General features: G+C 63.4%; 18 protein-coding genes. 4 read left to right on the top strand and 14 right to left on the bottom strand.

Features of this window, described 5'->3' with window-relative positions; all coding sequences use genetic code 11:
• Positions 1–26: 26 nt before the first annotated feature.
• The 14 genes from tssG to ACZ500_RS14385 form a co-directional block, all read right to left on the bottom strand.
• Complete coding sequence (tssG, locus tag ACZ500_RS14450) at positions 27–1,124, bottom strand: type VI secretion system baseplate subunit TssG (RefSeq protein ID WP_464228048.1); 1,098 nt, start codon at positions 1,122–1,124, stop codon at positions 27–29.
• On the bottom strand, positions 1,088–2,821 hold the full coding sequence (gene tssF, locus ACZ500_RS14445) for a type VI secretion system baseplate subunit TssF (protein ID WP_464228047.1): 1,734 nt from the start codon (positions 2,819–2,821) through the stop codon (positions 1,088–1,090). The genes tssG and tssF overlap by 37 nt, the downstream gene beginning before the upstream one ends.
• 77 nt (positions 2,822–2,898) lie before the next feature.
• The gene (gene tssE / locus ACZ500_RS14440) at positions 2,899–3,312 is read right to left on the bottom strand and encodes a type VI secretion system baseplate subunit TssE (protein ID WP_464228045.1); all 414 of its coding nucleotides are present in this window, start codon (positions 3,310–3,312) and stop codon (positions 2,899–2,901) included.
• Between the two features lie 297 nt (positions 3,313–3,609).
• Complete coding sequence (gene tssD / locus ACZ500_RS14435; protein ID WP_464228044.1) at positions 3,610–4,101, bottom strand: type VI secretion system tube protein TssD; 492 nt, start codon at positions 4,099–4,101, stop codon at positions 3,610–3,612.
• Between the two features lie 63 nt (positions 4,102–4,164).
• On the bottom strand, positions 4,165–5,655 hold the full coding sequence (tssC, locus tag ACZ500_RS14430) for a type VI secretion system contractile sheath large subunit (RefSeq protein WP_464228043.1): 1,491 nt from the start codon (positions 5,653–5,655) through the stop codon (positions 4,165–4,167).
• Between the two features lie 22 nt (positions 5,656–5,677).
• Positions 5,678–6,166 carry a type VI secretion system contractile sheath small subunit gene (tssB, locus tag ACZ500_RS14425; protein ID WP_464228042.1) on the bottom strand — a complete coding sequence of 163 codons (489 nt, stop codon included), beginning with the start codon at positions 6,164–6,166 and terminating at the stop codon, positions 5,678–5,680.
• Between the two features lie 28 nt (positions 6,167–6,194).
• On the bottom strand, positions 6,195–7,964 hold the full coding sequence (gene tssA / locus ACZ500_RS14420) for a type VI secretion system protein TssA (protein WP_464228041.1): 1,770 nt from the start codon (positions 7,962–7,964) through the stop codon (positions 6,195–6,197).
• Positions 7,942–8,721: a type VI secretion system-associated protein TagF gene (gene tagF / locus ACZ500_RS14415; RefSeq protein ID WP_464228040.1), complete on the bottom strand. Its 780-nt coding sequence runs from the start codon at positions 8,719–8,721 to the stop codon at positions 7,942–7,944. Before tagF ends, tssA begins: the two co-directional genes overlap by 23 nt.
• Complete coding sequence (locus ACZ500_RS14410; RefSeq protein ID WP_464228039.1) at positions 8,718–12,206, bottom strand: type VI secretion protein IcmF/TssM N-terminal domain-containing protein; 3,489 nt, start codon at positions 12,204–12,206, stop codon at positions 8,718–8,720. The genes tagF and ACZ500_RS14410 overlap by 4 nt, the downstream gene beginning before the upstream one ends.
• Positions 12,207–12,887, bottom strand: coding sequence for a DotU family type IV/VI secretion system protein (locus tag ACZ500_RS14405; RefSeq protein WP_464228038.1), 681 nt, complete (start codon positions 12,885–12,887; stop codon positions 12,207–12,209).
• A gap of 2 nt (positions 12,888–12,889) precedes the next feature.
• Complete coding sequence (tssK, locus tag ACZ500_RS14400) at positions 12,890–14,275, bottom strand: type VI secretion system baseplate subunit TssK (RefSeq protein ID WP_464228037.1); 1,386 nt, start codon at positions 14,273–14,275, stop codon at positions 12,890–12,892.
• Between the two features lie 19 nt (positions 14,276–14,294).
• Positions 14,295–14,873 carry a type VI secretion lipoprotein TssJ gene (locus tag ACZ500_RS14395; protein ID WP_464228036.1) on the bottom strand — a complete coding sequence of 193 codons (579 nt, stop codon included), beginning with the start codon at positions 14,871–14,873 and terminating at the stop codon, positions 14,295–14,297.
• Entirely contained in the window at positions 14,870–15,598 is a 729-nt protein-coding gene (locus ACZ500_RS14390; protein ID WP_464228035.1) for a hypothetical protein, read from the bottom strand. Before ACZ500_RS14390 ends, ACZ500_RS14395 begins: the two co-directional genes overlap by 4 nt.
• Before the next feature lie 228 nt (positions 15,599–15,826).
• The gene (locus tag ACZ500_RS14385; RefSeq protein WP_464228034.1) at positions 15,827–17,986 is read right to left on the bottom strand and encodes a hypothetical protein; all 2,160 of its coding nucleotides are present in this window, start codon (positions 17,984–17,986) and stop codon (positions 15,827–15,829) included.
• A gap of 379 nt (positions 17,987–18,365) precedes the next feature.
• Between ACZ500_RS14385 and ACZ500_RS14380 the strand changes: the two genes are divergently transcribed.
• The 4 genes from ACZ500_RS14380 (at position 18,366) to ACZ500_RS14365 (ending at position 23,354) form a co-directional block, all read left to right on the top strand.
• Complete coding sequence (locus tag ACZ500_RS14380; protein ID WP_464228033.1) at positions 18,366–18,515, top strand: hypothetical protein; 150 nt, start codon at positions 18,366–18,368, stop codon at positions 18,513–18,515.
• 206 nt (positions 18,516–18,721) lie between these two features.
• Positions 18,722–20,566, top strand: coding sequence for a cache domain-containing protein (locus tag ACZ500_RS14375; protein ID WP_464228032.1), 1,845 nt, complete (start codon positions 18,722–18,724; stop codon positions 20,564–20,566).
• An 8-nt stretch (positions 20,567–20,574) separates the two neighbouring features.
• Positions 20,575–22,044, top strand: coding sequence for a sigma-54-dependent transcriptional regulator (locus ACZ500_RS14370; protein ID WP_464228031.1), 1,470 nt, complete (start codon positions 20,575–20,577; stop codon positions 22,042–22,044).
• Positions 22,041–23,354 (top strand): ABC transporter substrate-binding protein, encoded by a 1,314-nt coding sequence (locus tag ACZ500_RS14365; RefSeq protein WP_464228030.1) that lies wholly within the window; start codon positions 22,041–22,043, stop codon positions 23,352–23,354. The genes ACZ500_RS14370 and ACZ500_RS14365 overlap by 4 nt, the downstream gene beginning before the upstream one ends.
• Positions 23,355–23,680: the final 326 nt, after the last annotated feature.

Below are 23,680 nucleotides of genomic sequence, written 5' to 3'. Positions count from 1 at the left end.
TCGATCTGGTTGCGGTTATCTCCGTTTCACCGATCCGCCACTGCTGCGGGTGTTCTGCCGGCCTCCGTGCCGGTGAAAGGCGGGTAGACGGCATGGGTTGAGAGCCTTTCGGGAAAGAACCGCACGCTGGTTTCTTCCACCGCCCCACCCGAAAAGGCCCAGGTATCCAGGCCGAGCCTCGCCCAGGCAAGCCCCCCGAGGCAAACCGGCCTCGCTTCGCCGGCGGCGAGCACCAGTTCGAGATCGTATTCCAACGGGTCTGTTATATAGAAGGCTGTCAAGGAGGTCAGCCGTTCAAAGTCCGGGCCTCCCGGCAGCAGCGCCTGGAAGGCAGCGGCCTCGAGTGGGCCGGCGCGGATGCGGAACCGGCCCATGCGGTCCTGAATCGTTTCACCGAGATAGCTCGTCATGCCCAGCGCGTTTCCCGAGGACCCGAGCGAGAGTCGCTGATCGGGCGGGATAGGCGCGGTTCTGAGGATGCAGGGGACGATGTGGATCGGGATGTTCCGCAGCGCGTCTCCAAGGAGGCATGCGAGGCCAAGGGCCGAGCGAGGAAACTGGGTGAGGAGTCCAAGATACCGGATCAGGCCTGAGGCCCCGGGCACCGCGTCCCGAAGAACCGGCTCCCCGAGACCGAGAAGCGCGAAGAGCCGCATCAGGTCATCCCCGCTTTCCTCTTCCTCGATCTGGAGAAACAGGCGGTTTTTCATCCAGGCCCTGAAGAGCAGCATGAAGAGGGGCTGATTCAAGGTGTCGATGAAATCCCGGCTGACCGACTCCTCCGCGTCGGCCTCATCGAGGAGGTCCTCTGTGTAAAAGACCGGCAGCGGTGAGGAGACGCCATAAAGCCCCAGGAAATTGGCGGTCACCCGGTAGACGGGTCGTGCCTCGTCGTCGGGGTGCAGCTCTTCGATCCGGTCCACGTCGGCCGGCGGGAAGGCCAGATCGAGCTTCGGGCGGATCCTGACGCCCCCGGCCGCATCCGCCGGAGATCGCCGCCCCTCCTGCCCCGGGCTCCGCAGCAGGCGCAGCAATCGGATCACCTGATAAAAGGCGAAGCGGTGCCCTTCCTCGATCAGGGCTTGTTTCAGATCAGAAAGCGGTCTCCCACCCTGGCCGGCCATTGCAGATGCTCCCCTTTCAGGATCTCTTGGATCTCAAACTGGGTAAAGGTGTTCAGGGATGCGTAGACACCCAGAAAAAAGTCGAGAACGCCGCCGAACAGAAACAGGTCGCCCGCTCCGGCAAAATGGTCCTGCCGCATCCGGAGGATGATCCTGCGTCCCCGCATCGGGATGCCGGAAATGAGCCGGTCGGCCGGGTGCACCTCGATGCCCTGGATGCCCTCGACGCGCTTCCGGTTGGCGAGGACGGCGCGGCGGTCCCGGCTGTGGGGGAAGATGTAGAGTTCGAGCACCGCCCGCAGGTTTTCGGGCCTTTGCAGAGAGAGGTAGTTGAGCGACAGATGCGCCAGCAGACGCCATAGGAGGTTGGACCCGAGCGGCGGCAGGATATTGGGTGTAGGAGGCCGGATGTTGACGAACTCGGCGAACTCGGGCGAACTGCTCGTCGGCAGCGCGATGTCACCGACCCGCAGATTTTCGGGGAGGGTGCCGTTCGTGCAGAGTAGACGGATGGAGAGGGTCTCCAGCGCAGGCAGCCCCTCTTCGGGGGGATAGGACACCGACACAGAGGTGTCGTACCCGGCCTGGATAGGGGAACTGCGGAAGATCGACTGATAGACCGGCCCGTGTCTCCCCTCGACGCTGAAGACCTCGAAGGGCCGATAGGCGCGCTGGCGTGCGCTTCCCTGGGCCACCCCGATGACCTCCTCGATGTCGTACACCTGATAGTGCTGGGTGTTGACGCCCGAAGGGCGCACCGGATAGCCGGTCGTTCGGTGATTCAGCCGGATCGGATCGGCGTCGTGGCTGAAAAGATTGACGGCCGGGGCCGCCCCAAGGACGAAATGCTCCCTCCGGATCCTCGGAGGGGGTGAAGGTGCCTCGTTCAGTTCGAAGACGATCTCGAACCGGTCGCCGGGGCCCCGATCCCGCCAGCGCTCCCAGCCGGTCAAATCCAGAAAGAGGAATTTTTCGGGCAGAACGAAGTATTCCTGAAGGATCCGGTATCCCGGGAAGGACTGCGCCGGATAGGGAAGAAGCGCCTCTTCGCGGGAAAAACCGGCCGGCTGCAGGGCATCCGCCGCAAGGGAGCACGAAACGCCCCCCTCTCCGGGTATGAGAAGGACCCGGGCGAGGTTCCTGCGCAGGAGGAGGTAGAGGTCCGCGGCCTGGGCATACCCGCCCCCCAGAAAGAGCCGCAGGGCCCGCGGGGACCAATCGGCGAGCTTCAGGCCCCGCAGTTCGAGGAGGATCCGGATGGCGGGCGGCCGGCCCGCCGCGTCGACATAAGAGGCCTCCAGGAGGTGAAGCGGATGAAGCTCCACGTCGCAGCACGTTCGGAACAGACAGGAGGTTCCTTCGACCGGGACGGAGGCGATCTGAGCGCCGCGGGCGATGGTCAGGGGCTGCTTGAGCATGGGCTTGGGCCTGAAGGCGATCACGGTGGCGCAGGGGATCGGTCGCAGGTAATGCGGCCAGATGAGCTGGATCAGCTCATGGATGATCTCGGGGAAATCATCCTCGATCTTTTCCCTGATCTGCGCCGTCAGAAAGGCCACGCCTTCCAGAAGCCGCTCCACATCGGGATCGGCCCCGGCCCCGCCCAACATGGGGGCTACCGCAGGATGCGCCCGGGCGAACTCCTCACCGAGTTCTCTCAAATGCGCCAACTCCTGCTGGAAATATCGGCTGATCATCGATCCCTGCCGCTCCTCGCATGCCGCTGTGAGGTTATCCGGTTGAGGTTCATGTCTGTTCGGATGCCCGGGATCGGTTAGCGTCTGACGCTGACCCGGCCGTCCGACTCCACGACGCTTTCGAAGTAGACCGTATCCCTGAGGTCCTCGGCGGCCAGCTTCCCGACGATCTGAAACCTCAGGGAGAGCCTGTCTTCTTCGTCCGGAACGAACCGGACTCGGATCACTTTCAGTCGGGGCTCGTATTTCTGGATCGTCAGCCGGATCGCCCGTTCGAAGCGCGTCAGGGAATCCGGATAATCCTGGTTGATGTCCGTCAGGTCCGGGAGTCCGTAGTCCTCGGCGATGGGTACGCTGCCCTGGCGTGTGTTGAGGATCCTTTGCAGGTGCTTGAGCACGGACTCCACGACCCGCATCGGATCTTCGCGCGCCCGGGCGAGAGGCGACTCGTTCCAGGCCCGTATCCGCTCGAGCAGTCTGTCTTCACGCATAGCCGAATGCTCCGCACCCGCCGCTCACGCTGACGGGGGTTGGTAATCCATTACGGGAGCAGCAGGATCATCCGCTCGTATGATTCCACGCCGGGGTCGACCGCACAGCCGGTTCAGCATACCGGCAGGAAGATCGGTGGACATCGGCGCAATATGCCGTTTCCCCGTTCGAGCCCTGGAAGTTGCCGAGCCGGCCGCAGGCCTTCCACCCCCTCGATTGCTCGGGCTGTCCCCAACAGCCTCATCGGCAATGGGTTTTCGTTGGCCTTGTCGATCCAAAATGGCATCGATGTCCCATCAGGTCCGTTCGCTCCAGTGGTCGATATGTTCGACTCCGTCGGGTTCGTAACACATCCGGATGTATCCGAAAACGAACGACACCTCTTCGGTGGGCGGTGTGTTGGCCGAGGCCGGATCGATGACGTCGGGGCTGAAGCGTGTGATCGTGGAGATCCGCCCCTCCTGGATCTCGATGGTGAAAAAGTGCTGGGTGGTGCCGTCACCGGCAGGGTTGGGCCGGTAAAACTTGAAGACGCCCTCGATCACCTCGTTGTTTGTCAGTGCCTTGAACAAAAGCGGCGAACTCTTGTCGATCCGCTTGACGATCCGGAGCGGCTCATAGGTCCTCTGCCCGGTTGCCATGCCGGTCGCGGCCTCGCGCGCCGTCCGCACCGAGTCCCTGAAGGAAAGACACTCGATCGAGTTCTCTCGCTCCATGGAGGTGATGGTGGAGTCCCCCTGAATGTCCTGTCCATTGGCCTTGAGGAAAAGATGTACGGTTTGAGCCATGATTTCTGCCCCCCTTTCTGGTTACGCCCGTGAAAAACAGCCACCCTGAATGTTTCGCTCCGCTTACTCCTTGTCCAGTTTGCCGACCAGAGACAGGGTGAAAAAGGCCCCCATATACTTGAAATGCGGCCTCACCTTCAATCCGACCCTGTACCAGCCCGGCTCGCCCTCCACGTCCTCGACGGTCACCTGCGCCTGCCGGAGTGGCCGCCGGCTGCGGACCTCCGGCGCGGGGTTGTCCATGTTCACCACATATTGCGTGATCCACGTGTTCAACTCGCGCTCGAGATCGGTCCGCTCCTTCCAGGTTCCGATGTTTTCCCGCTGGATGACCTTCAGGTAGTGGGCCAGCCGGTTGATGACGAACATGTAGGGCAGCTGCAGCCCGAGCTTGTAGTTCAGCTCGGCATCCTTGCCCTCCTTGCTGATCCCGAAGAACTTCGGCTTCTGGACCGAGTTGGCGGAGAAAAAGGCGGCATTGTCGCTCCCCTTGCGCATGGTCAGGGCGATGAACCCTTCTTCCGCCAGCTCGTATTCCCGGCGTTCGCTGATCAGCACCTCGGTCGGGATCTTGGTCTGGATGGCCCCCATCGCCTCGTACTGGTGCAGGGGCAGGTCCTCCACCGTCCCGCCGCCCTTGGGGCCGATGATGTTCGCGCACCAGCGGTATTTGGCGAAGCTGTCGGTCAGGCGCGTTGCGAAGGCGAAGGCGGCGTTGCCCCAGAGGTAGTCGTTGTGGTTGGCCGAGACGTCCTCCTGGTAATTGAAGGCCTTGACGGGGGCGGTCTCCGGCCCGAAAGGGAGGCGCAGCAGGAAGCGCGGCAGGGCCAGCCCGACATACCGTGCATCCTCGCTCTGCCGGAAGGACTGCCACTTGGTGTATTGGGGCCCCTCGAAGATGGATTTCAGATCCTTCAACTGAGGCAGCCCGTTGAAATCGTCCAGGCCGAATATGGCCGGGCCGGCGGCGCCGATAAAGGGGGCGTGGGCCATGGATGCCACGCTGGCCAGATACTGCAGGAGTTTGATGTCCAGGGGGCCGGCCCCGAAGGCGTAGTTTCCGATCATCGCCGCGTAGGGCTGGCCACCGAACTGGCCGTATTCCGCGGTGTAGACGGTCTTGTAGAGCCCGGACTTGGTGATCTCCGGGGCGTCCTCGAAATCCTCGAGGAGGTTCTCCTTGTTGATGTTCAGGATCTCGATCTTGTTGTTTTCCCGGAAATCGGTCTTGTCGACCAGGTACTTCATCGAACGCCAGGCCGATTCGAGCTTCTGAAATTCGGGGTGGTGCAGGATGACGTCCAACTGCATCCCGAGGCGCTTGTCGATCTCGGCGATCATCTCGTCGACCACCGCCTTCGAGACCTTGGGCACCTCCCGCCCCGGTTCCAGGAGTTGGGTGATCAGCGCTTCGACCCCCCGTTTCGTCACCCCATAGGCCTCGTCCGAGGGTTGAAGCCTGGTGGCCTGAACGATCTCGTCCAGGATGGAGCGTTCTTCCGTCGCCTCCGCAGGAGCGGCGGCGGCAGCCTGCTGCTCGCGTTCTTCTACCATGGCACAATCTCCCCCTCTTGGCTTATTTTTCCTCAGCGCCGAGTTCTTTGAGCAACTGTTCGCGCGTGGCTTCGTCCTTTACCAGTTCCTGGATCTTCTTTCTGAAATTCGGCAGGTTGCTCAAAGGGCCCTTGAGCGCTCCCAAGGCCTCGCGCAGTTCCAGCAGGCGCTTGAGTTCAGGCGTCTTGCGGGCTACCGCCTCCGGTTCGAAGTCTTTGAGGGACTCGAACTGCAGGTCGACATTCATCTCCGCGTCGGGCTCCTCGGCAAGACGGTTCGGCACGGAGATGTTCAGCCCGATGCCCTGCGCTCTCAGTACCTCGTTGAAATTGTCCTTGTCGATATTGATCGGCTCGCGATCTTCGAGCGGCCGCTCGTCCGGCTTGCCGGTGAAATCGCCCAGGATCAGGAGCTTCAAAGGCAGTTCCACTTCTTCCTGGGCATCGCCCAGCGCGGGCCGGTAGACGATGTTCACCCTTTCACGCGGGGCAACGGATCCTTCTTTGGCCATGATTTCCTCCTTGATGGTATGAAACCGTTCAACGTCCGGCCAGACGCAGGGCGTCGGCCGGGGCGAGTCTTGCGATCCGGTCGAGGATGGCGGCGGCCCGGTTTTGCGCGTCGCCCGCCGATGCGGCGCTCAACCCCCGCCAGACGACTCTGAGCGCCTGTACGGCAAGGTCCGGGTCCCAGCTCTCCAGCCGGAAGGTCTCGACATCCTGCAAGACCGCCTCCAGCTGCGGCAGGGCCGCCTGTGTTTCCGAGGCACCGAGCAGCACCTCGCACAGGCTCAGACGCCACCCCAGCTGCTCCCGCCTGGAAACCCCGCCGCGGAGGCCTTGCTGCAGAAGTCCGGCTGCATCCGCCAGGCGTTTGCGGCCGGCCAGTTCGCGCGCCTGCTCCAGCAAAGCCGCGTCCGGGCCGTTTGCCGCGCCTGCCCCGGCCGCTTGCGCGGCCCCCGCTGGCTCCGCTCCTGTCCGGGGCCGGTGGGATTCCAGCCAGGATCGGGTGGCGCCGTCGGCACAGGGTGTTCCATCAGAAAAACTCAGTCCCTCGATCCCGGGGAGCCGCTCGACCAGACATAGGGTCTCATGGATAACAGCGTCACGGGCGGCTTCGTAGCGGGGGCCCATACGATTCAGGGACTCGGCTGCAAAGCGGTTCAGGTCGAGCCACAAGACGGCGCTCTGGAAACGCTCCTCGGCGCTGCGGACCAGGACCTCCCAGTTGGCCTTTGCCTCCAAGTCCTCGAGTTCGCCTTCCAGAAGGGGCTGGTTCATGGGCGGCGGGACCTCGGTTCTCCCGCTGACGGTTGGAGGCAGGGCGTGGATCAGGGACCAGCTTGCGATGCGGCGCAGGCGGTATGATCGTGGATCGCCGAGGTCCTGGCCGAGGTAATAGTCGGCCGCCCGCCGGATTGCCTGGAGGGCCCCCCGCAGCACCCGTTCCGCTTCGACCGCGGAGGCGGGTTGGATCCCCTGTCCTGTCTCGACGGGTTCGGGCCGCGCACCGGCAGGGCCTGCAGTCGGTTTGGGGGCCGGTTGCCGCTGCGGCTCAGGGGAGGCCGCTGAGGCCGGCGGCTTTTCTCCGGCCTTTTCAAGGGCCGACGGCCCAGAAGGGCTCGACTCGACCGCGGGCGCAGCGGATTCGGAGGGCGCGCCCGCAAGATTGTCTTTGCGCGCCGGGGCCTCACCCGGCGCACCGGCCGCCGCTGACCCCGTGGACTGTGCAGGCGAGGAGGCCGGGGCCGTACCGGTCTCCGCCTCATCCCCGCCCTGCACCGGGATGGCATCGATAAACCGTTCGAGAGGCCTTGTCAGCGGCGGACTGTCGAGGTTTGCCTGGAGGAGGGCGTCGACCCGCATCAGGGCCTCGCGGTATCGCTGCACCGCCTCCTCCTGTGCGCCCTCGGGCTTGATGTCCTCCAGCGCGGCCGCGCTCTTTTCGACCCACCATTCGATGGCCGCCGCCCGGCCGCGCACGCGTTTCTTTGGTGGAAAGAGGTCTTCCCAGAAGTGCTCGGTCAGGTCCGCCATGATCTGCAGTCCCTGTGCGAAGCCTTCGAGGCCGCGGATGCGGATGGCCGCCACCGCGAAATAGCTTGCGGCGAGCAGGTCTTTGGATTTGCCGCTCAGAATGGCGGCCGCCAGGCGTTCGACCTTTCCCCAGTCGGTGCCGCCCGTAGCCGAGGGCGTCGACAGCTTGTCGATTTCAGCCTGAAGGGCCTCGAAATCCGGATCGTAGCGCACATCCACGCCCGCCGGCTGGTCCGGCCGAATCGGTTCCTTACCGAGAGACCACAGGTCCATGCAATGACCTTTCCTCCAAAGGTAGAAGCCACAAGCGGACAAAATCGGCGGGCGTCAGGCCCCGCAGGAAGACCGCCAAAAACACGCGTTCCGGGCTTCCGCCCGCAAATACGGCCTGGGGGTTTTCCGTCAGAAGCCCTTTCAGCGCGGCAAGCCGCCGAGAGGCGGCCTGTTCCGCTTCGCCGGAAGCCCCGCCTTCGAGCGGCAGGACAAAGGCGGTTTTGCCGCTTTCCACTGACCATGGCTGCATGTCAAGCGGCAGTTCCGCCGGTTCGCTCCCCGAGCCCGTCATGCCTTCGTTGCCTTCACGCTCCCCGGTGTTCCACCGGGGTCCGGACGTCGGCAGGCTCCAGACGGCCTCCTCGAACTCTTTGAGCCCTGCGAACCTGCGGCTCGCCAACCCTTCGATCTGCGTATAGAGTTCTCCGAGCCCGGTCAGCAGAAAAGGCCAGCGGCTTTGCCAGAGGTTCAAGGGGCCGGTGCCGAGGATCAGAAGCGGATAGGGCCTCCCCAGAGTGTCGCTGCTGTCTTTGATGAGACCGCAGGCGAGGTCCCGGCGGGTCCCCGCCCCTGCCCAGAACCGCCAGGACTGGTGAAGCGGCCGCTTTGCCCCCGTCTCCCCGAGACGCCGGTACCCTCGATCGATCCATTCCGAAAAGGCCTTCGAGAGCTGGGTCGGCGCGCCGGTTTGGATGAAATCCTTCGCCGCAGGGTGTTTCCCGGCGGCCGTCCATTGCCACACAGTCCCGGGCTTCATCGATCCCAGCACCGCACGATGGTCCTTGGCGCCCGTCCGGGCCCCGCAGCCAGCAGTTTGAGAGCGGCGCCATGACCGCTGAACTGGTACCGGGCGCGGATGAAGCTGATCCCCATCTGCCGGAGGGCGGATGCTTCCCGCGGGAATTCATCCGGCCGGAAGGTGCGCTGCCCTTTGTCGAAATCCCTCAGAAACTGCGCGAAGGCCAGGTTGCCCGTGTAGGTCTTGACCAGGGTCAGGGTTCCCACCTCGATGGTGAAGACGACGTCGCCGCAGTTTTGGGGCTCCCACTTGAAGACCTCTGCAATCGGGTAGTGAAAGTTCGCCAGGCTGAAGGTCTGGGCTGCGCACTGCAGTTCCAGGCGCGTGGCATGGGGCCTGACGTGGGCCTCCGGGTCGGTGTCGGTCGGCAGGCCCTTGACGGTGACGGCGTAGCTTTGTTCGATCGGCCTGGCGGTGCGGGCGCCGCGGGTAAGGAAGGAGAGAAACCCGCTCTCCAAGGGGATGGCTTCCCCCATCACCCGCTTTGGATAGTAGCCCTTGTCGAGGCTTCGTCCGAGAAAGGGGGCCGCGGGCCCTTTGACATACTGCAGGGCATAACCCCCGTCGCCGAGGAGCAGTTCGTTGATCCGCTGCAGATCGGAGATGCCTTGGACCTCCACCAGCACCTGCTGTTCCCACAGCTCCTGAAGGTGGCAGGCGGTTTCCATCCGGACATAGGTCCAGAGGTAGTCGAAGGGACCCTTGACCAGATCCCAGACGATCCCCGCACCGGGTCCGGACCCGCCGCCTCCTGCCGCCATCGTGGCCTTGAGCCGCGTGTAAGCGTTCTGGGCTGCCACGAGAGGGGATTTGCCCGTTGCCGGATCTTCGCTGAAGACCTGGGCGGCCATCTGGTAGGCTACGAGACGGGAGGCCGAAACGGGGGTGATCTCCATCAAGGCGGCGCGGTAATCGCGCAGGGCCGAGGCCGCTGTCATCATCGATTGCAGCGATGGATCGCCCTCCCCCCGGCTGAACGTTTCCTCGAGTTTTCCGATCAGGTCTTTGCCCTTTTTCGTGGCCTTGGAAAGCCCCGCGCTCTCCTGCGCGAGGGCCTCCTTGTCCGCCAGGACGCGCACATTCCGGAAGGCGAGCAGGGCGGCCGGCCACCCGGTGTCGTCCTTCCGCTCGGAGAAGGGCGCCAGCTCATCGGCCATACGCGCGAGGAGGCTGAAATAGGGGCCTTGATCGCTTCCCATCACCGCTGCCGCCATCCGGCGGGGTTCGCGCGCTCCAAGCCCCGTTTCCCCCTCCCGGAAGGCCGTGCCGAAGGCCTGCCACATGCGGAGATAGGCCGCTGCATAAGCGGTCAGAAACGCGGCCTTCCGGCCGGCGATCAGCGCCGGATCCGGCAGGGCGGTCTCAATGTCCGCAATCAGGTTCTCGATGAGGGCTTTGCCTGCCCGCGTAAAGGCGGGGGTCACGGCGGGGGAGGCGGCTCCGGCCAGACTCTCCCCCCAGAAATCCCGCAGCGTGACCGGGTTGAGCGATGGGCGGGTGTCGACGTAGCCAGGAATCCAGTCGAGCTGCGCCCCTTCGTGGGTGAGGGCGTGCCGGAGCAGGCGTTGGAGGTCGCTCATTTCCCGGCTGAAGGCTTCATCGGCTGGAGACCAGACCAGGTAGTGGCGGTAAAGGACGGCAAAGCCCTCATCCACCGCTGCTTCGTCGATCAGGGGTCCGGCCCCCGGCAGAAGCGTGGCATAGGCGGGTTGCGCTCTGGCCTCGAGGTCTTCGAGGCCCTCCCCCGCGAGCCGCGCCTTGAGGAGGAGGATCCGCCGCACCAGATGAACGACGTGAGGTCCGATTATGTCGCCGGGTGTGGCGGCGGAAAAGCGCATCACCGTCTCTGATTCGGCCTTGTCGAGTGGATCGAGGAGCCCTTTCAGGAATTGCCCGCAGAAGTGCGCCTTCAGCTGCATCTCGACCTTCCGGCTGTCGGGCAGTCCCATGCGCGGGATCCACCAGTTGCGGTTCTGGCCCTCCACCCGTATGGCGGCTTGGCGGAAACGCTCCAGGGTGGCGAGGTCCGTGGCGGTTTCGCCCCGGAGGATCGCCGGCGCCGTGAATTCATGCGCGATATGCCGCAGGCTCGAGAGGTTCCGTACGAACGAAAAGCTGAGCAGCCCGCAGGCGGCCAGTACGAGGGCGACCCAGGCGCTCAGCCCGAAATTGCGGGTGAGACGACGCCAGTCGAGCGCGCGTTGGGTGGGGGCAAAGAGGCGCCGGTCCTTCGGCAGGATGCGCGAGAAGAAATCGTGCAGGAACAGCCCCCTGCTGGTTCCGGGCAGCACGTCGCGGGCCTCGATGAGTCCCAGGGCCTGGAGGAATTGGGAATAGGGGCTGCCTTCCTGACGTCCACTGCTGAAAAAGAGGCCGCGCAGGATTGGGGTCTCCTGATAGGGATTTTCCTGGAAAGCGGACTTCAGAAAGGCTGTCAGCCCGGGGGTCAACCCCTCGAATTCCTCCGGAAACAGGAGGAGCGCCGGATCCACCGCACGAGCGCCGCCGCGGTGAAGCAAAAGCAGGCGCAGTTCCCGCAGGCGCGTGCCGATCGTCTGCATGGCACGGCCTAGAAAGGCTTCCACACCGGTTTTCGGATCGCGGTTGACAAAGCCCATGGCCTGCTGCTGGGCCGTCTCGGGGAGCTGGTCGCAAAACTGCGTCATGCCCTGGATCAGGTCGCATTTGGTGACGAGCACGTAAACCGGGAAGCGGGCCCCAAGCACCCGCATCAGTTCGTCGGCCCGGCGGCGGATGGCCCGGCCGTCCTCCTCCAGGCGCGCCGCGTCGCCCTGGAGCAGCTTGTCGGCGGGAAGGCTCACCACCAGCCCGTTCAGCGGCTCCTTCTTGCGGAACTTGGCCAACTGGGCCAGGAAGCGCGTCCATTCCTCCTTGTCACGCCCCTCGTCCACCGGGATGGCATAGCGCCCGGCGGTGTCGATGATCACGGCCTGATCGAAAAACCACCAGTCGCAGTTGCGGGTGCCCGAAACGCCCGAGGTACGGGTCATCTCGGCAAAGGGCGCCGAAAGCCGGGCGCTCTGAATGGCTGTGGTCTTGCCGGAACCGCTTTCTCCGATGACCAGATACCAGGGCAGGACGTAGAGGGGGTTGCCGAGTTTCTTGAGGTGGGACTGTTTGAGGGCGGTCACCGCCTCCCTCCAGCGCTCCTGGACCTCTCGGGCCTGGTCCCGTTCCTTGTCGGCGAGTCCTTTCAGGTAGGCATCGTCCTGGGCGATGACCTGCTGGACGAAGCGTTCCTCCCGCTGGCGGAGCAGGACCTTTTCGAGAAACACAAACCCAAGCCAGACGCCGGCCAGACCGACGAGGATGAAGATCCCCACCCACCAGGGCCAGTCGAGGGTCAGGACCAGGCCGGCCACCACGAGAATGACCAGAAGGATCGCGAGGATGACGAGGAACCCTTTGATGAGTCTTTTCATTTACTGCACCGCGCTGAGGACGTTCGCACTGACGCTGCCGAGCACAAAACGGTAGATCAGAAACAGCCCGGCATAGAGGAGGATCGGGCACCCGATACAGAAAAGGGTAAAGAACGGCAGACGTCCAGCCGATTTGGAGGGGGCGGCAGGCATCTCCGTTTCGGACGGATAGGCCTCCGGGAACAGCTCCCTTCCTTCCAGGCTCGGCAGGGTCATCGAACTCCCGGAAAGGACTTTCAGGTTGGTGGTCTTCAGCTGTTCGAGAAGGTAATCGTCCCCCTCATGACAATACCGTCCCATGAAGCCCATGGCCAGACACAGATAGTAGACTTCCCGGACCTCCGACTGGTGAGGGCCGAGCAGGTTGAGCCGCTCGAAGAAACCTTCGCCGGCGTCCGCGGTCCGGTAGTAGGTGCGCTGCAGCTGCTCTCCCTGCCAGCGCTGCCGCTCCGACCACTGCGAACTGAGGATCACCTCGTCGATCCAGGCAAAGACGGCGAACCGCGCCAGATCATAGTCTTCGCGTGGGAAGGAGCCGGTGTTGAAACGGGCCTCCGCGCCCGAGATCAGCCGTTGAATGTCGGCCCGCACCTGCTCGAAAGAGGCCTGACGGACGGTGCCGCCCCGGACGAAATAGGCGACATAGGCGATCAGCTCCATGAAGCAATCGGTCAAACGCATGGTCATCTCCTCCCCGTGACCATCAGCTCGATCTTGAGGTCTTCCGGGGCTTGATCCCAGTAAAGGGCCAGGTTGCGGTTCTTCTGCACCGGGGCCCACTGGTCGCCGTGGTGGTCGATCTGAAAGTAAAGGGCCCTCGCCCGGCGGGGGAGTTCCTGGGGTGGGGCCGGCAGATGAGACAGTCTGATCCCCGGCAGGGCGCGCGCGATCAGGATGGGAAGGGTTTCGCGCGACCCGGTCTTGGCGGCCGTCTCGAGGGAGCGGAGCACGGCCTGCGGATCGGCCTCGGTCTCGAAGACCAGATAGTAACGGTTGCGCCCTTCGAAGATGGCGGGCGGCAGTTCAGCGGCGAAATAGGTCCCGTCGAAGAGGACCTGCAGGACATATTCCGGGCCGGCCGTGATCTCGTCCAGGAGGCGCGTGATCAAGGCGCGGGCGGCAGCGAAACAGGGCCCGAGGTTGCGGTGGTCGTATGAAGGCAGGAGGCGCGTTCCGTCGGACCCTTCGCCCATCGCATTGATCTCGCCTGAAAAAGAGGAGAGTTCCCCCACCAGTTGGCGCAGAAGTCCATAGACCTGCCACGGGTGGACGGGTTCGGTCTCCGTCAGGTGGAAAAGGAGCGGCACGAAGCGGTTGAGGGAGCGCAGGGCGAGCAGATAGACCATGTCCCTGGCCCCGAATTCGGCCGAATGAATGCCCCGGTCGCGTTTATAGGCCTCCAATTGACGGCCGCGCGCAGCGAGTTGATCGCGGATCTCCCGAACGGTCGCCAGCAAGGGGCCGCAGGCTGTCACGGCGACACAGGGAGGGAAGAAGCCTTCATCGAGAACGACTTTCTCCGCGCGCCGTTCGAGCCGCGCCACCGGGAGCAGGGCGTAGCCCCCGAGCTGGCTGAGTTCCGTCTCCCAGAAGATGCGCAGGACGTAGTGGAGGCGCTTGACCTGCCCGGCCGGGCCCTGCTGATGGAGGTCCTGGATCTCATCCGGATCGACCGGGGCCGCGAAGCGGGTGGTGACCTCCGAAAGCCTTTCGAGGCGCGGCAGCACGGTCACGTTTTCACCTGCCTCGTTCCATTGGCGGAGGCCGAGGTAAACGGTCAGGGGCTTCCCTCCGTTCACCCGGGCCTCTTCGAAGGAGCGGCCTTCTATCAGGGCATTGCCCGGGAAGACGGCATGTGTCCGGTCGGGGAAGATGAATTCCCCCCGGGTCAGTTCGAAGGTCAGGTTTCCTAGGGCCGCCTCGGCGATTCCGAGATCGCCGACCCCCCAGAAATCAGGCTGCAGGAAGCGATGGAACGGCTGGAGCAGCGCCCCGGCGTGCCGATCCGCCAGTTGAAAATGCTGCGGTTGCAGGAAAAGGCCCTGATGCCAGAAAAGGGGTCTATCCATGGTCCTGCGCGCCCTCCCCTCAGTCGGTTTTGGATGGAGGATCGGTTGCGGGTTTGTCCTCGATCCGTTCAGAGCCGAGGTTCAGCTCGATGGTTAAACGGCCGGGCCGGGACACCGGCTGCAGACCTTTCGCTTCCGGTTTTTCAACGACGACAGGGATGTCGAAGAAACGGACGATATTGCCCTTCTGGAGCGCGTAATAGCCGGCCGCGACTGCCACGTAGCGGGCCCCTTCGGCTCGGTCCAGGGGGTATTTGAGGTCCTGGTCAGGGTGAACGATCAGGCGTTTGGCGGCGGCGACGCTCGGGTCGAACGGTGCGCATTCGAGGAGCTTGTAGATCCCGCCCGGTTGATCGGCAAGCTGAAGGAAGGTATTCGGATCTCTCAGCTGATAGACGCACAGGAGGAGGGTATGCGGCAGGCCGTCATACAGGTTCAGGCGGGGATCGGATTTGACGTGCAGCTCGATCGCCTCCTTTTCGTAGGTGTATTCAGGTGGAGAGGGGGGCAGCGGCGGGCTCTTGGCACAGCCCACGAGACCGGCGATGACGCCCCACAAGAGACAACCGGCGCAGATCGATGTAATCCTTTGTTTCAATGCGAACCTCCGTGTCGTTCCGTCTCTATGGTTGCGCAATTCCGTTCGAAGCCCCGTACCCAGTCCTCCACGAAGCGATTCGATTCGAACCATCGCCGGCACTGCCGAAAACTTTCTTCGTAAAGTCCGAAGAGTTCCGCCTTGCGCAGGGGGCCGAATCGGAGCCCACCGCTGCCGCTCTTCGAAAGGGCCTCCGGGTCGAGGGCCTTCAGGATGCCGCCCACCTGCTCGACGGCTGTCCGCTTGAACGATTCCTGGGCGATCAGAAAGGCCCGTTCGATCTGCCCGAGATAGTCTTCGATCGACCTGGAGCCGCCGCCCCCGGCTATCTCCGAGCCGATGACGTGCCGTATGGTTTCCTCTCCCCCGCCGGCAGCCAGATGAAGGTCGATAGAGCGGACTATCTCGTTGAGAAGATCGAAGATCGTATGGATCGATTCGGCCAGGCGCTTGACCAGCTCCTCGCCCGGGATGCCCGCCGCCGGCTCCCTGCCGAGAATCGAGGCCACGACACGCCGAAGGGCCTCCGTCTCCAGAGGGCCGCCGGCTGGGCGATCTTTGCGCGGGAGGAATGCGGCTGTCAGATCCGTCAGGAGCCTCTCCTGCGCCTCGGGCGGATAGTCGGCCAGCTCCGCTGCAAGCATCGCTCCGATGCGGGTGCGCGCCTTCTCCGGGTTCTGCCGGTAAATCTCCCGGATTTTTTCTGCCAGTGTCGTTGGTTCCATCCCGCAATCCGCCCTCGGATCTCTTTTTATCCATGTGGTTTTGGACCGGTCGGAAGAAGCCCGAACAGGGGGCTAGGCACATAACGACGGCCCTGCTGCAAAATGCCTGTTCAGCTTCGCCCCGACCCTTTGCCTGACCTTGCCCGGTGGACCGGACCGCTTCCCTCCGGAAAGGCCGTTTTCCTCCCCGGCTCGTGGCGCTCGGCGGCGCGGCGCGGTTCTCGCCGCTTATCCTTTGTCTCCGCGCAGAATCACCGTTTCGGTCATGAGGTCGTCATCCTCGGATCTTTCTCCGGGATTGGAATTCGTCTCCGTTTTGCTTCCGGCGGCGGATCCAGGGCCGGAGGGGCGATTCCAGCTTCCTGCCACGGGTGCTCCGGTTCGGCCGATCACGACGGTTTCCTCGAGATCTTCCGCCGCCGACCGGGCCGCGTGGGCTTCAGGGGCCGGTCTGTCCGCAGGGGGCCATGGGGCGCCCGGCGGACCGGCGGGGGAGAGGATTAGGGTCGGTGGCTGGAGGTCCTCCCCGGGCCCTGATGGATCTGTGAAAGGATGGGTGCCGGCCCCCGAGGACTGCGGCCTTTCGTCCGGGGCGAGGATCACCGTCGCCTGGAGGTCGTCTTCCCTTGCCGGCGGAAGATCCGGGGGGGGCTTCCCGAACGGCGCATCGGCCGCCGAAAGAATCGTGGTCCCGGCGAGGGTTTCGGCAGAGTCCTGTTCGGGTTTCCGGCGGTGCGGCTCTGGCACTGCGGGTTTCGTCGCGGTCTCCCGCGCCCCCCGGGCGGCCCATTCGGTCTTGATTCGCTCCAGGATGCTATAAATGGCCTCATCCTCGATGAGGCGCTCGGCATCCTCCCCCTCGGCGGCAGGGTGGCCCTCGAGCTGGAAAAGCCACGTATGGATTTCCTGCCGCAGTTCCTGCAGCGTCTGTCCGGTTCTCTCGAGGGCGGCTTCGACGGCGCCCGCGGCGCTGTTTTGAAGGAGGTTCCAGCCGATGCCGAGGGATTGCCTCCACCATCGTTTGAAAACCCCGGTGATGCTGACAGGCCCACTCGCCCAGAGGATGTTCCCGGGGGCGAACACGCTGTCCGGATCGTCCAGCGCAGGAAGGGGAACGGCGCCATCCGGATCGACGCCGGGCGCCTCGACGGCCTCTTGCAGCGCGGCGAGAACAATCCGGGGCCTCTGATTCCGATTGGCCAGCAGGGTCTGGAACCAGAGCAGTCCGAGCAGCTGAAGCCCGTAAGCGGCGCCTCCCCTCAACGAGAGGGGAAAGGCCCGGCCGCCGCTGATCGTCCCGATGGAACGGAGGTTGAAAGACCAGCAAAGAGGCAGATGGCCGGGGCTTTCGGGGAGATCGACCCACAGACGGTCGAAGGAAAAGTCTGTATCCGGTCCCGTGAATCCCTCCAGATTCGGCCCCAAAAGGCGGAGACATTCACCGAGGAGACCCAGCTTGAGGTAAAGGATCTCGGCGAAACGGCGGGGGGATCCATCCGGGAAAAGGAATGCTTCCCTGCCTTCCCTCATCGCCTGGAACACCGAAGCGTGGAAAGCCCGCAGTCTTCTGTAATCCCCTCGTTCGCGTGCCAGGGCCTTCAGGTCATCCGGCGAGGCCCCTGCAAGGAGGGATGAAAAATCGGTGAGGCTCAGCGACGGGGCGTCGAAGATCAGCATGAAAAACGGGTAAAAGGCGAAGGGGACGATCCGGGATACGGCCAGGCCCGGGGGCCCGTAGCATTCAGGGGCATCCGCGCAGCCCCGGCATGGGAAAGCCGGGGCCGTTCCGGCGGATCTCGCCTGCTGAGCGAAGCCGCGGATCAGCGCCCGGCCGTCTTTCAGGGCGAGCGGGTCGGCGGGACCCGTAACCGGGGCATAGAATTCGGTCCGTCCGGTTTCTTGAAGGCAGGCGGGGCAGTGGAGATAGCGCGCGAGCGATCCGCTGTAGGGACTCAGCCCCATCCCCCGAAGGAGCGAATCATCCCGGCACAGGTCGAGGGGCGCCCCGCACGTCGGACATGGGGGATGGAAGAAGACCCGCTGCGCCTGGCAGAAAAAGAGCGGATGCAGTGGCATGAGCCGCTGCGAGGCGTCGAGCTGGCTTCCCAGAACCGTGAGTCCGGCCGATTCGCCCTGGCGGCGGTAATAGGTGTAGGTTGCCTGCCAGAGCCGGTCGATATCCGGATTGTTGAGGGGGCGGATGGGGTCTTCACCCCCGAGACAGCGGTCCCGCTGCACGAGCAGGAGAAGCCGTTCGATCTCTGTATCCGCGTCCAGCACGAAGCGGGCTTCGAAGAGGCGGGCGAACGGCTGGGAATCGTCAAAGAGGCAGAAGGGCGGTTCGGACTGATGACCGCCCGGCAACGGCGTGATCATCTGTAGCCGCATTCCGGCGGTGCTCCGGACACCGAGATAAGGCAGCAGAGACTGTAAGGCGCTCTCGTGAACCACGCTCCAACCCTTTCCTCTGCAGGAACGTTTGGTCAGGGTACCGCGGAATAGCCAGCTCGAGATGCGATGATGGAGTTATGAAAATATATTAAAGATTCAACAAGTTTAGACACTACTTTAAACGTCTTGGGGTTTCAAGTCAATCTCAAAGTTGAATCTGATTCAAAATGTGCCTGCCCTCAAAGCGAGGTATGCCGGCGTTTCGGAAGGATTTTCGGCTGCGAGCGCCTGTCCCGGACGGGAAACACGAACCGTTCATCCGGCAGCCGGCTTGAGTACAGGCCCCAATTGGGTGTAACATCGTTTCCATCCGGAAATGGTCTTTTTTGCCAATCTCGGCGTCGATCTGCGCATTTGCTTGTGCGGCGACCTGCAGGTCGCCTCCGCGCAAACGCTTGATTTCCTTGATATCGGACAAACCGGGACCCGCCGCGAAGCGGTGGGACCGAGCACCCGAAGGGTGTGAAGAAAAATCCTCATTTCTGGATTGGAAACTGGCATGCTGGATCCTCATTTCCGGCTGGAAACCGACATGAGGTTTATTTTTGAAATTCCGCGGGAGAAAAATCTTGCAGGACATCGCTTCGACCCTATGATATACGGCAGCCGGGGCATATCGGTACGGTCTTCAGAGGTTTAAGGCAGTCGCCCCATGCGGTCGGGAGAAACCCTTTGCGATTTCGCTTTTCGATCTTCATCAAGCTGATCCTCTTCATCATTCCTCTGGTGTGCATCCCGATCGCCGTGGTGGGCTATCTCTCCGTCCAGGCCTCCGTCGAACGGGTGAATCGGCTGGTGCGTCAGGAGCAGATGGCTCAGGTGCAGGCGACCGCCGAGAAGATCGACGCCGTCTTTTACAACGGCCGGATGGACCTCGAGACGCTGGCACGGTCTCCCGTCCTGGCCGATTTTTACCTTGCGCGGCTCTTCCGGCTGGAGGCCGAAGCCGGGTTCAACCGGGAGAATCTGGAAAAGCTTTTTTCCGACATTCTGGTGCGCACGCCCTATTACCAACGTATCCGCTTTCTGGACGGGCAGGGCCGTGAGCGGATCCATGTGTCACGCGAGGGACTTCCAGAACTATCGGCGGACCGGAGCGGAGAGGGATTTTTCCGCGAGACACGCGCCCTCGGGCCTGAGGGGGTCTATTTTTCCGGTCTGGTGCGCTGCGAAGATCATGGGGGTTACGTCGTTTACGCCGCCCGGCCTTTCTTTACCGGCTGGCGTGAACATGCGGGGGTGGTGGTGATCGATGTGGATTTCGATAAGATTATCGAGATCATCCGCGCCATACAGGTGGGGGAAGGGGGGTATTCGTTCCTGATCGATCAGGAGGGTCGTACGTTGGTGCACCCGCGCTATGAGCCTTACACCTTCGGCCTCGAAGACTACCCGGATGCGAGCCTGCGAGATATGGCCCGGAGCATGCTGTCAGGGGGAAGCGGGTGGCAGACCTATACCTTCCAGGGGGAGGAGAAGGTGGCGGGTTTTGCGCCGGTGGGCAGTATGGGTTGGTCCTTGGCCGTGACGGTACCGATCCGCGAATTCGGCCGCGAGGCGCACGGCCTGCAAGCCCAGGTGCTGAATCTTGTCCTGGTTACCGTGTTGGTCACCCTCGCGGGGATGTTCGCGCTTTCCTATCACCTCCTGAGGCCCGTCAGACGCCTGGTGGCCGCCACCAATCGGGCGGCGGGCGGCGATCTGAACCAGGAAATCCCGGTTACGTCCCATGACGAACTGGGTGATCTGACCCGTTCTTTCAACCACATGCTGACGGATCTCGCCCGCATCCAGCAGGAGCTGGTCCGATCGGAGAAGCTGATCGCGCTGGGGCGGCTTTCGGCCGGCGTCGCACACGAGATCCGCAATCCCCTGAACGCCATGAAAGGGGCTATGGTCCATCTCCGCCAGAAACGGCCCGATGAGCCTCTGATTCAGGAGATCACCGGACTGGTGACCGAAGAGATCGACCGCCTGGATCGCCTGGTGGTGGAGTTCCTCTACTTCTCCAAACAGGCACCGCCCCGGCTGGAGCCTACGGATCTGAACACGGTCATTCTGGGGGTCCAGGTGCTGCTGGTCCACCAGGCCTCGCGCAAAGGCGTCCGATTCGAGAACCGGTTGGACGAGGATCTGCCGCCCGTTCCGCTGGATGCCCATCAGATGGAACAGGTGCTCCTGAACCTGGCCATCAACGCCTTGGACGCCGTCCGCCCGGGCGGCGAGATCCGGTTTACGTCCGGTATGAGCATGGAGGGGGGCTTGCGCTTTGTACGGGTCGAGGTGGAGGACGACGGAGCAGGCATCGGCCCGGAGGACCTCCCCAACGTGTTCGACCCGTTTTTTACGACCAAAGAGGAGGGCACCGGCCTCGGGCTGCCGCTCAGTCTCGGTATTGTGGAGGGGCATGGCGGCAGCCTGGAACTCGAGAGTATTCCCGGTGAGGGGACGCGCGCGACGATCCGCATCCCCCTCGACGGACCTGCAGTTCCGCGCATAGACAAACGTGCTGATTGACGCGGAGATTGGCGAAGGAAGACCCTTTCCGGGATGGAAACCTGTCGACACCTGACGGGTATTTCCAGATGGACACGAGGAAGATGGTGAGAGAAAAGACAGTTCTCGTTGTGGATGACCGAATCAATGCCTTGAAGGTGTTGATGCTTTTTCTGGCTGATAAGGGTTACCGCGTATTGGAGGCATCGGGCGGCCCGCAGGCGCTGGCGCTCTTTCAGGACCATCCCGAAATCGACGTGGTGCTCTCCGATCTGAAGATGCCGGGCATGAGCGGACTCGACCTGTACAAGGCCATGCTGCAGGTGCGGCTCGTACCTCCTTTTATCATCATGACCGCTTATGCCACGGTGGAGACGGCGATCTCGGCCCTCAAGGAGGGGGTGACCGACTATCTGATCAAGCCGCTCAACTACGAGGAACTCCCCATCGTGCTTGCCAAAGCGTGTCGGCAGGCGGAGATGAGCCGGGAACTGGCTGCTCTCCGCCGGGAAGTCAGGGAGGAGCAGAGCTTTCACGGGATGTTGGGGGTCTCGCGCGCGATGCGGGAGGTCTTCGAGATGGTCCGCACGGTGGGGCCGACCGATGCGGCGGTGCTCATCACCGGCGATACGGGCACCGGAAAGGAGCTTTTGGCCCACAGCCTTCACGAGGAGTCGCGGCGAAGGGAGCGGCCTATGGTCTGCGTCAACTGCGCCGCCCTGACCGAGACCCTGCTCGAGGCAGAGATGTTCGGGTACGTGAAAGGGGCCTTCACGGGGGCCCTGACGGACAGGAAAGGCCGCCTGGAGATGGCTCACGAGGGGACGCTTTTCCTGGATGAAATCAGCAATATGTCGCTCCACCTGCAGGCCAAGTTTCTCCGGTTTCTGCAGGACGGCAGCTTCGAGCCGGTTGGGGCGAGCTGGAGCAGAAAGGTCGATGTGCGTCTGGTGGCGGCGACGAACGCCGACCTCGAAACACAGATCGCGGGCGGCCGATTCATGCGCGATCTCCTTTACCGGATCGAGGTGATCGCTGTGCACCTGCCGGCGCTGCGGGAGCGGATCGAGGACATTCCCATCCTGGTCGGGCATTTTACCGCCCACTATGCCAGGCACTATCTGAAATCGGTCGATGGGGTTGCCCCGGAGGCCATGCAGGCCCTCCTGGATTACCCATGGCCGGGAAATGTGCGTGAACTCAAAAATTGTCTGGCCCGAGCCGTTATTCTGTCCAAGAAGCCTGTTCTCACCCGGGAGGACCTGCCCCAGAAGATTATCGAAGGTGCGCAGGCGGGTGCCGGGCTCAGGGAGCAGGGAAGGAAAGAGGCATCGCCCGCCGAAGGGGTGACGCTGAAGGATATGGAGACCAGGCTGATTGCCGATACCATCCGACGCTGTCAGGGGAACAAGACCCTGGCGGCCAAGGTGCTCGGCATCTCCCGCAAAGGGCTTTACGAGAAGATGGCTCGCCTGGGAATCAGGGAGGACCTGGTTTGAAAGGGACCACAGGCCGATTGTTCAACCTGCGGGGGGGCGCGGCTTCATTGGGGGCTTCGGCGGCACTCCTGCTGGTGTGTATGGCTCCGTGCCTTCTTTTCGCTGCGGCGCAAGGAGAGATCGTTCTCGGAGCGCCGACCTCCCTCGGAACGCTCGAGGGGGGCGAGAGTCTCAAGGCGGCGCGCCTGGCCGTGGAGGAGATCAATGCAGCGGGGGGCGTACGGGTCGGCGGGCAGGTTTACCGTCTGCGTCTGGAGACCTGCGATCTGGATGATGCGGGCGGGCGCTTGCGTCCGGAAGAGGCGGTGATGCGGCTGGAGCGGTTCATCCAGGAGCGGGGTCCCGACGCCATCGTCATCGGGCCGTTCCGGTCCGAGGTCCTCCTGGCCTCGATGGATCTCCTGGCCGGGCATCGGATCCCCACCCTGGTGAGTATCGCCATGTCTCCGGCGGTGGATGCCAAGATCCTTTCCGATGCGAGGTATCGCTGCATTTTCAGGCTGGGGCTCAGCACGAGGTACCTCGCGGCGTGCCTGATCGAGGCATTGCAGGTGATGCGGCGTGAGTTCGGCTTCGAAAAGATATGGATCCTGAACCAGGATGTGGCTTGGGCCCGTTCGACGATCTCGCTGCTCTTGAAGGTGTACCTCGACCGCTCGGACTGGACTGTGACGGGGCAGGAGAACCTGAGCGGTGAAACCGTGGATTTCAGCCCGGCCTTGAATAGGGCCAGGGCCGAGGGGGCTCAGGTCATCCTGACGATTTTCGATGCGCCCGCGTGCGGAAATCTGATCGAGCAGTGGCATGCGATGAAGCCGCCCGCCATCCTGTGCGGGTTCCTGTCGCCCGCCATCGGACCCGGCGCCTGGAAGACCTTCGGCGCCCGCCTCGACGGGGTGATCAACGTCATCTTCGAACTCGGAAATTTGCCTTCGTCCAGGTATGCGCCGGCCGCGTCCTTTCACGAGGCCTTCGAGGATGCCTATGGGGCTCCGATCGAGGCGGGCCACGGGCCCGCTCCGTCGTACGAATCCGTCCATGTGCTCGCCGAGGCGATCCAACGGGCCGGGAGCCTGGACCCGGAGCGGGTCGTAGCGGCGCTCGAGGTCACCGACCGGCAGGGGAGCATGGGCCGTGTGCGTTTTCACCGGGGGCATCAGGTTGTTTTCGGCGAAAATCCTTACCGGGAGGCTTTGGCCTGCGTGGTTCAATGGCGGGCGTCCGGCCGACGGGTGATCGTTCATCCGGCGGCCATAGCCGAGGGGCCGATTGTCCTGCCTGATTTCGTTCGTCCGGCAAGCGAGAAGTGATACCGCGAGGGGCCCCGCCCGGAAAGGACCTGTGGCGTTCAGTCCGCTGTCCAGGCCGTTGCTGGTAGTTTGGCCCTTGCGGAGCGGCCGCGACCGCATCCCCGTGTGGGATCCATGGTCGTGATCTTGGCCGACGACCCTCATTTCCGGCCCGGATGTGCACGGGTGTTGGAGCGCTGCCTCCGGGTGAAGAGGCGTCAGCCTGAGGAGAGCGAATCTCCGAAACGTGTTACTTTTTCTTACATGCGATGCCAGGCGTAACGAATGGTAACAGTTTCAGAACCTTAAGTTTAACTGATGAATATAACAGCCGTTTTTTTTAGCCG

It is taken from the genome of Desulfatiglans parachlorophenolica (assembly GCF_055394735.1).
The sequence above is the reverse complement of the archived record's forward strand: the minus strand, read 5'-3'. Positions and strand labels throughout refer to the sequence as shown.

Coding starts and splice junctions, on each gene's coding strand:
- tssG (WP_464228048.1), bottom strand. CDS start 1,124: ATGGCCGGCCAGGGTGGGAGACCGCTTTCTGATCTGAAACAAGCCCTG.
- tssF (WP_464228047.1), bottom strand. CDS start 2,821: ATGATCAGCCGATATTTCCAGCAGGAGTTGGCGCATTTGAGAGAACTC.
- tssE (WP_464228045.1), bottom strand. CDS start 3,312: ATGCGTGAAGACAGACTGCTCGAGCGGATACGGGCCTGGAACGAGTCG.
- tssD (WP_464228044.1), bottom strand. CDS start 4,101: ATGGCTCAAACCGTACATCTTTTCCTCAAGGCCAATGGACAGGACATT.
- tssC (WP_464228043.1), bottom strand. CDS start 5,655: ATGGTAGAAGAACGCGAGCAGCAGGCTGCCGCCGCCGCTCCTGCGGAG.
- tssB (WP_464228042.1), bottom strand. CDS start 6,166: ATGGCCAAAGAAGGATCCGTTGCCCCGCGTGAAAGGGTGAACATCGTC.
- tssA (WP_464228041.1), bottom strand. CDS start 7,964: ATGGACCTGTGGTCTCTCGGTAAGGAACCGATTCGGCCGGACCAGCCG.
- tagF (WP_464228040.1), bottom strand. CDS start 8,721: ATGAAGCCCGGGACTGTGTGGCAATGGACGGCCGCCGGGAAACACCCT.
- ACZ500_RS14410 (WP_464228039.1), bottom strand. CDS start 12,206: ATGAAAAGACTCATCAAAGGGTTCCTCGTCATCCTCGCGATCCTTCTG.
- ACZ500_RS14405 (WP_464228038.1), bottom strand. CDS start 12,887: ATGCGTTTGACCGATTGCTTCATGGAGCTGATCGCCTATGTCGCCTAT.
- tssK (WP_464228037.1), bottom strand. CDS start 14,275: ATGGATAGACCCCTTTTCTGGCATCAGGGCCTTTTCCTGCAACCGCAG.
- ACZ500_RS14390 (WP_464228035.1), bottom strand. CDS start 15,598: ATGGAACCAACGACACTGGCAGAAAAAATCCGGGAGATTTACCGGCAG.
- ACZ500_RS14385 (WP_464228034.1), bottom strand. CDS start 17,986: ATGCGGCTACAGATGATCACGCCGTTGCCGGGCGGTCATCAGTCCGAA.
- ACZ500_RS14380 (WP_464228033.1), top strand. CDS start 18,366: ATGGTCTTTTTTGCCAATCTCGGCGTCGATCTGCGCATTTGCTTGTGC.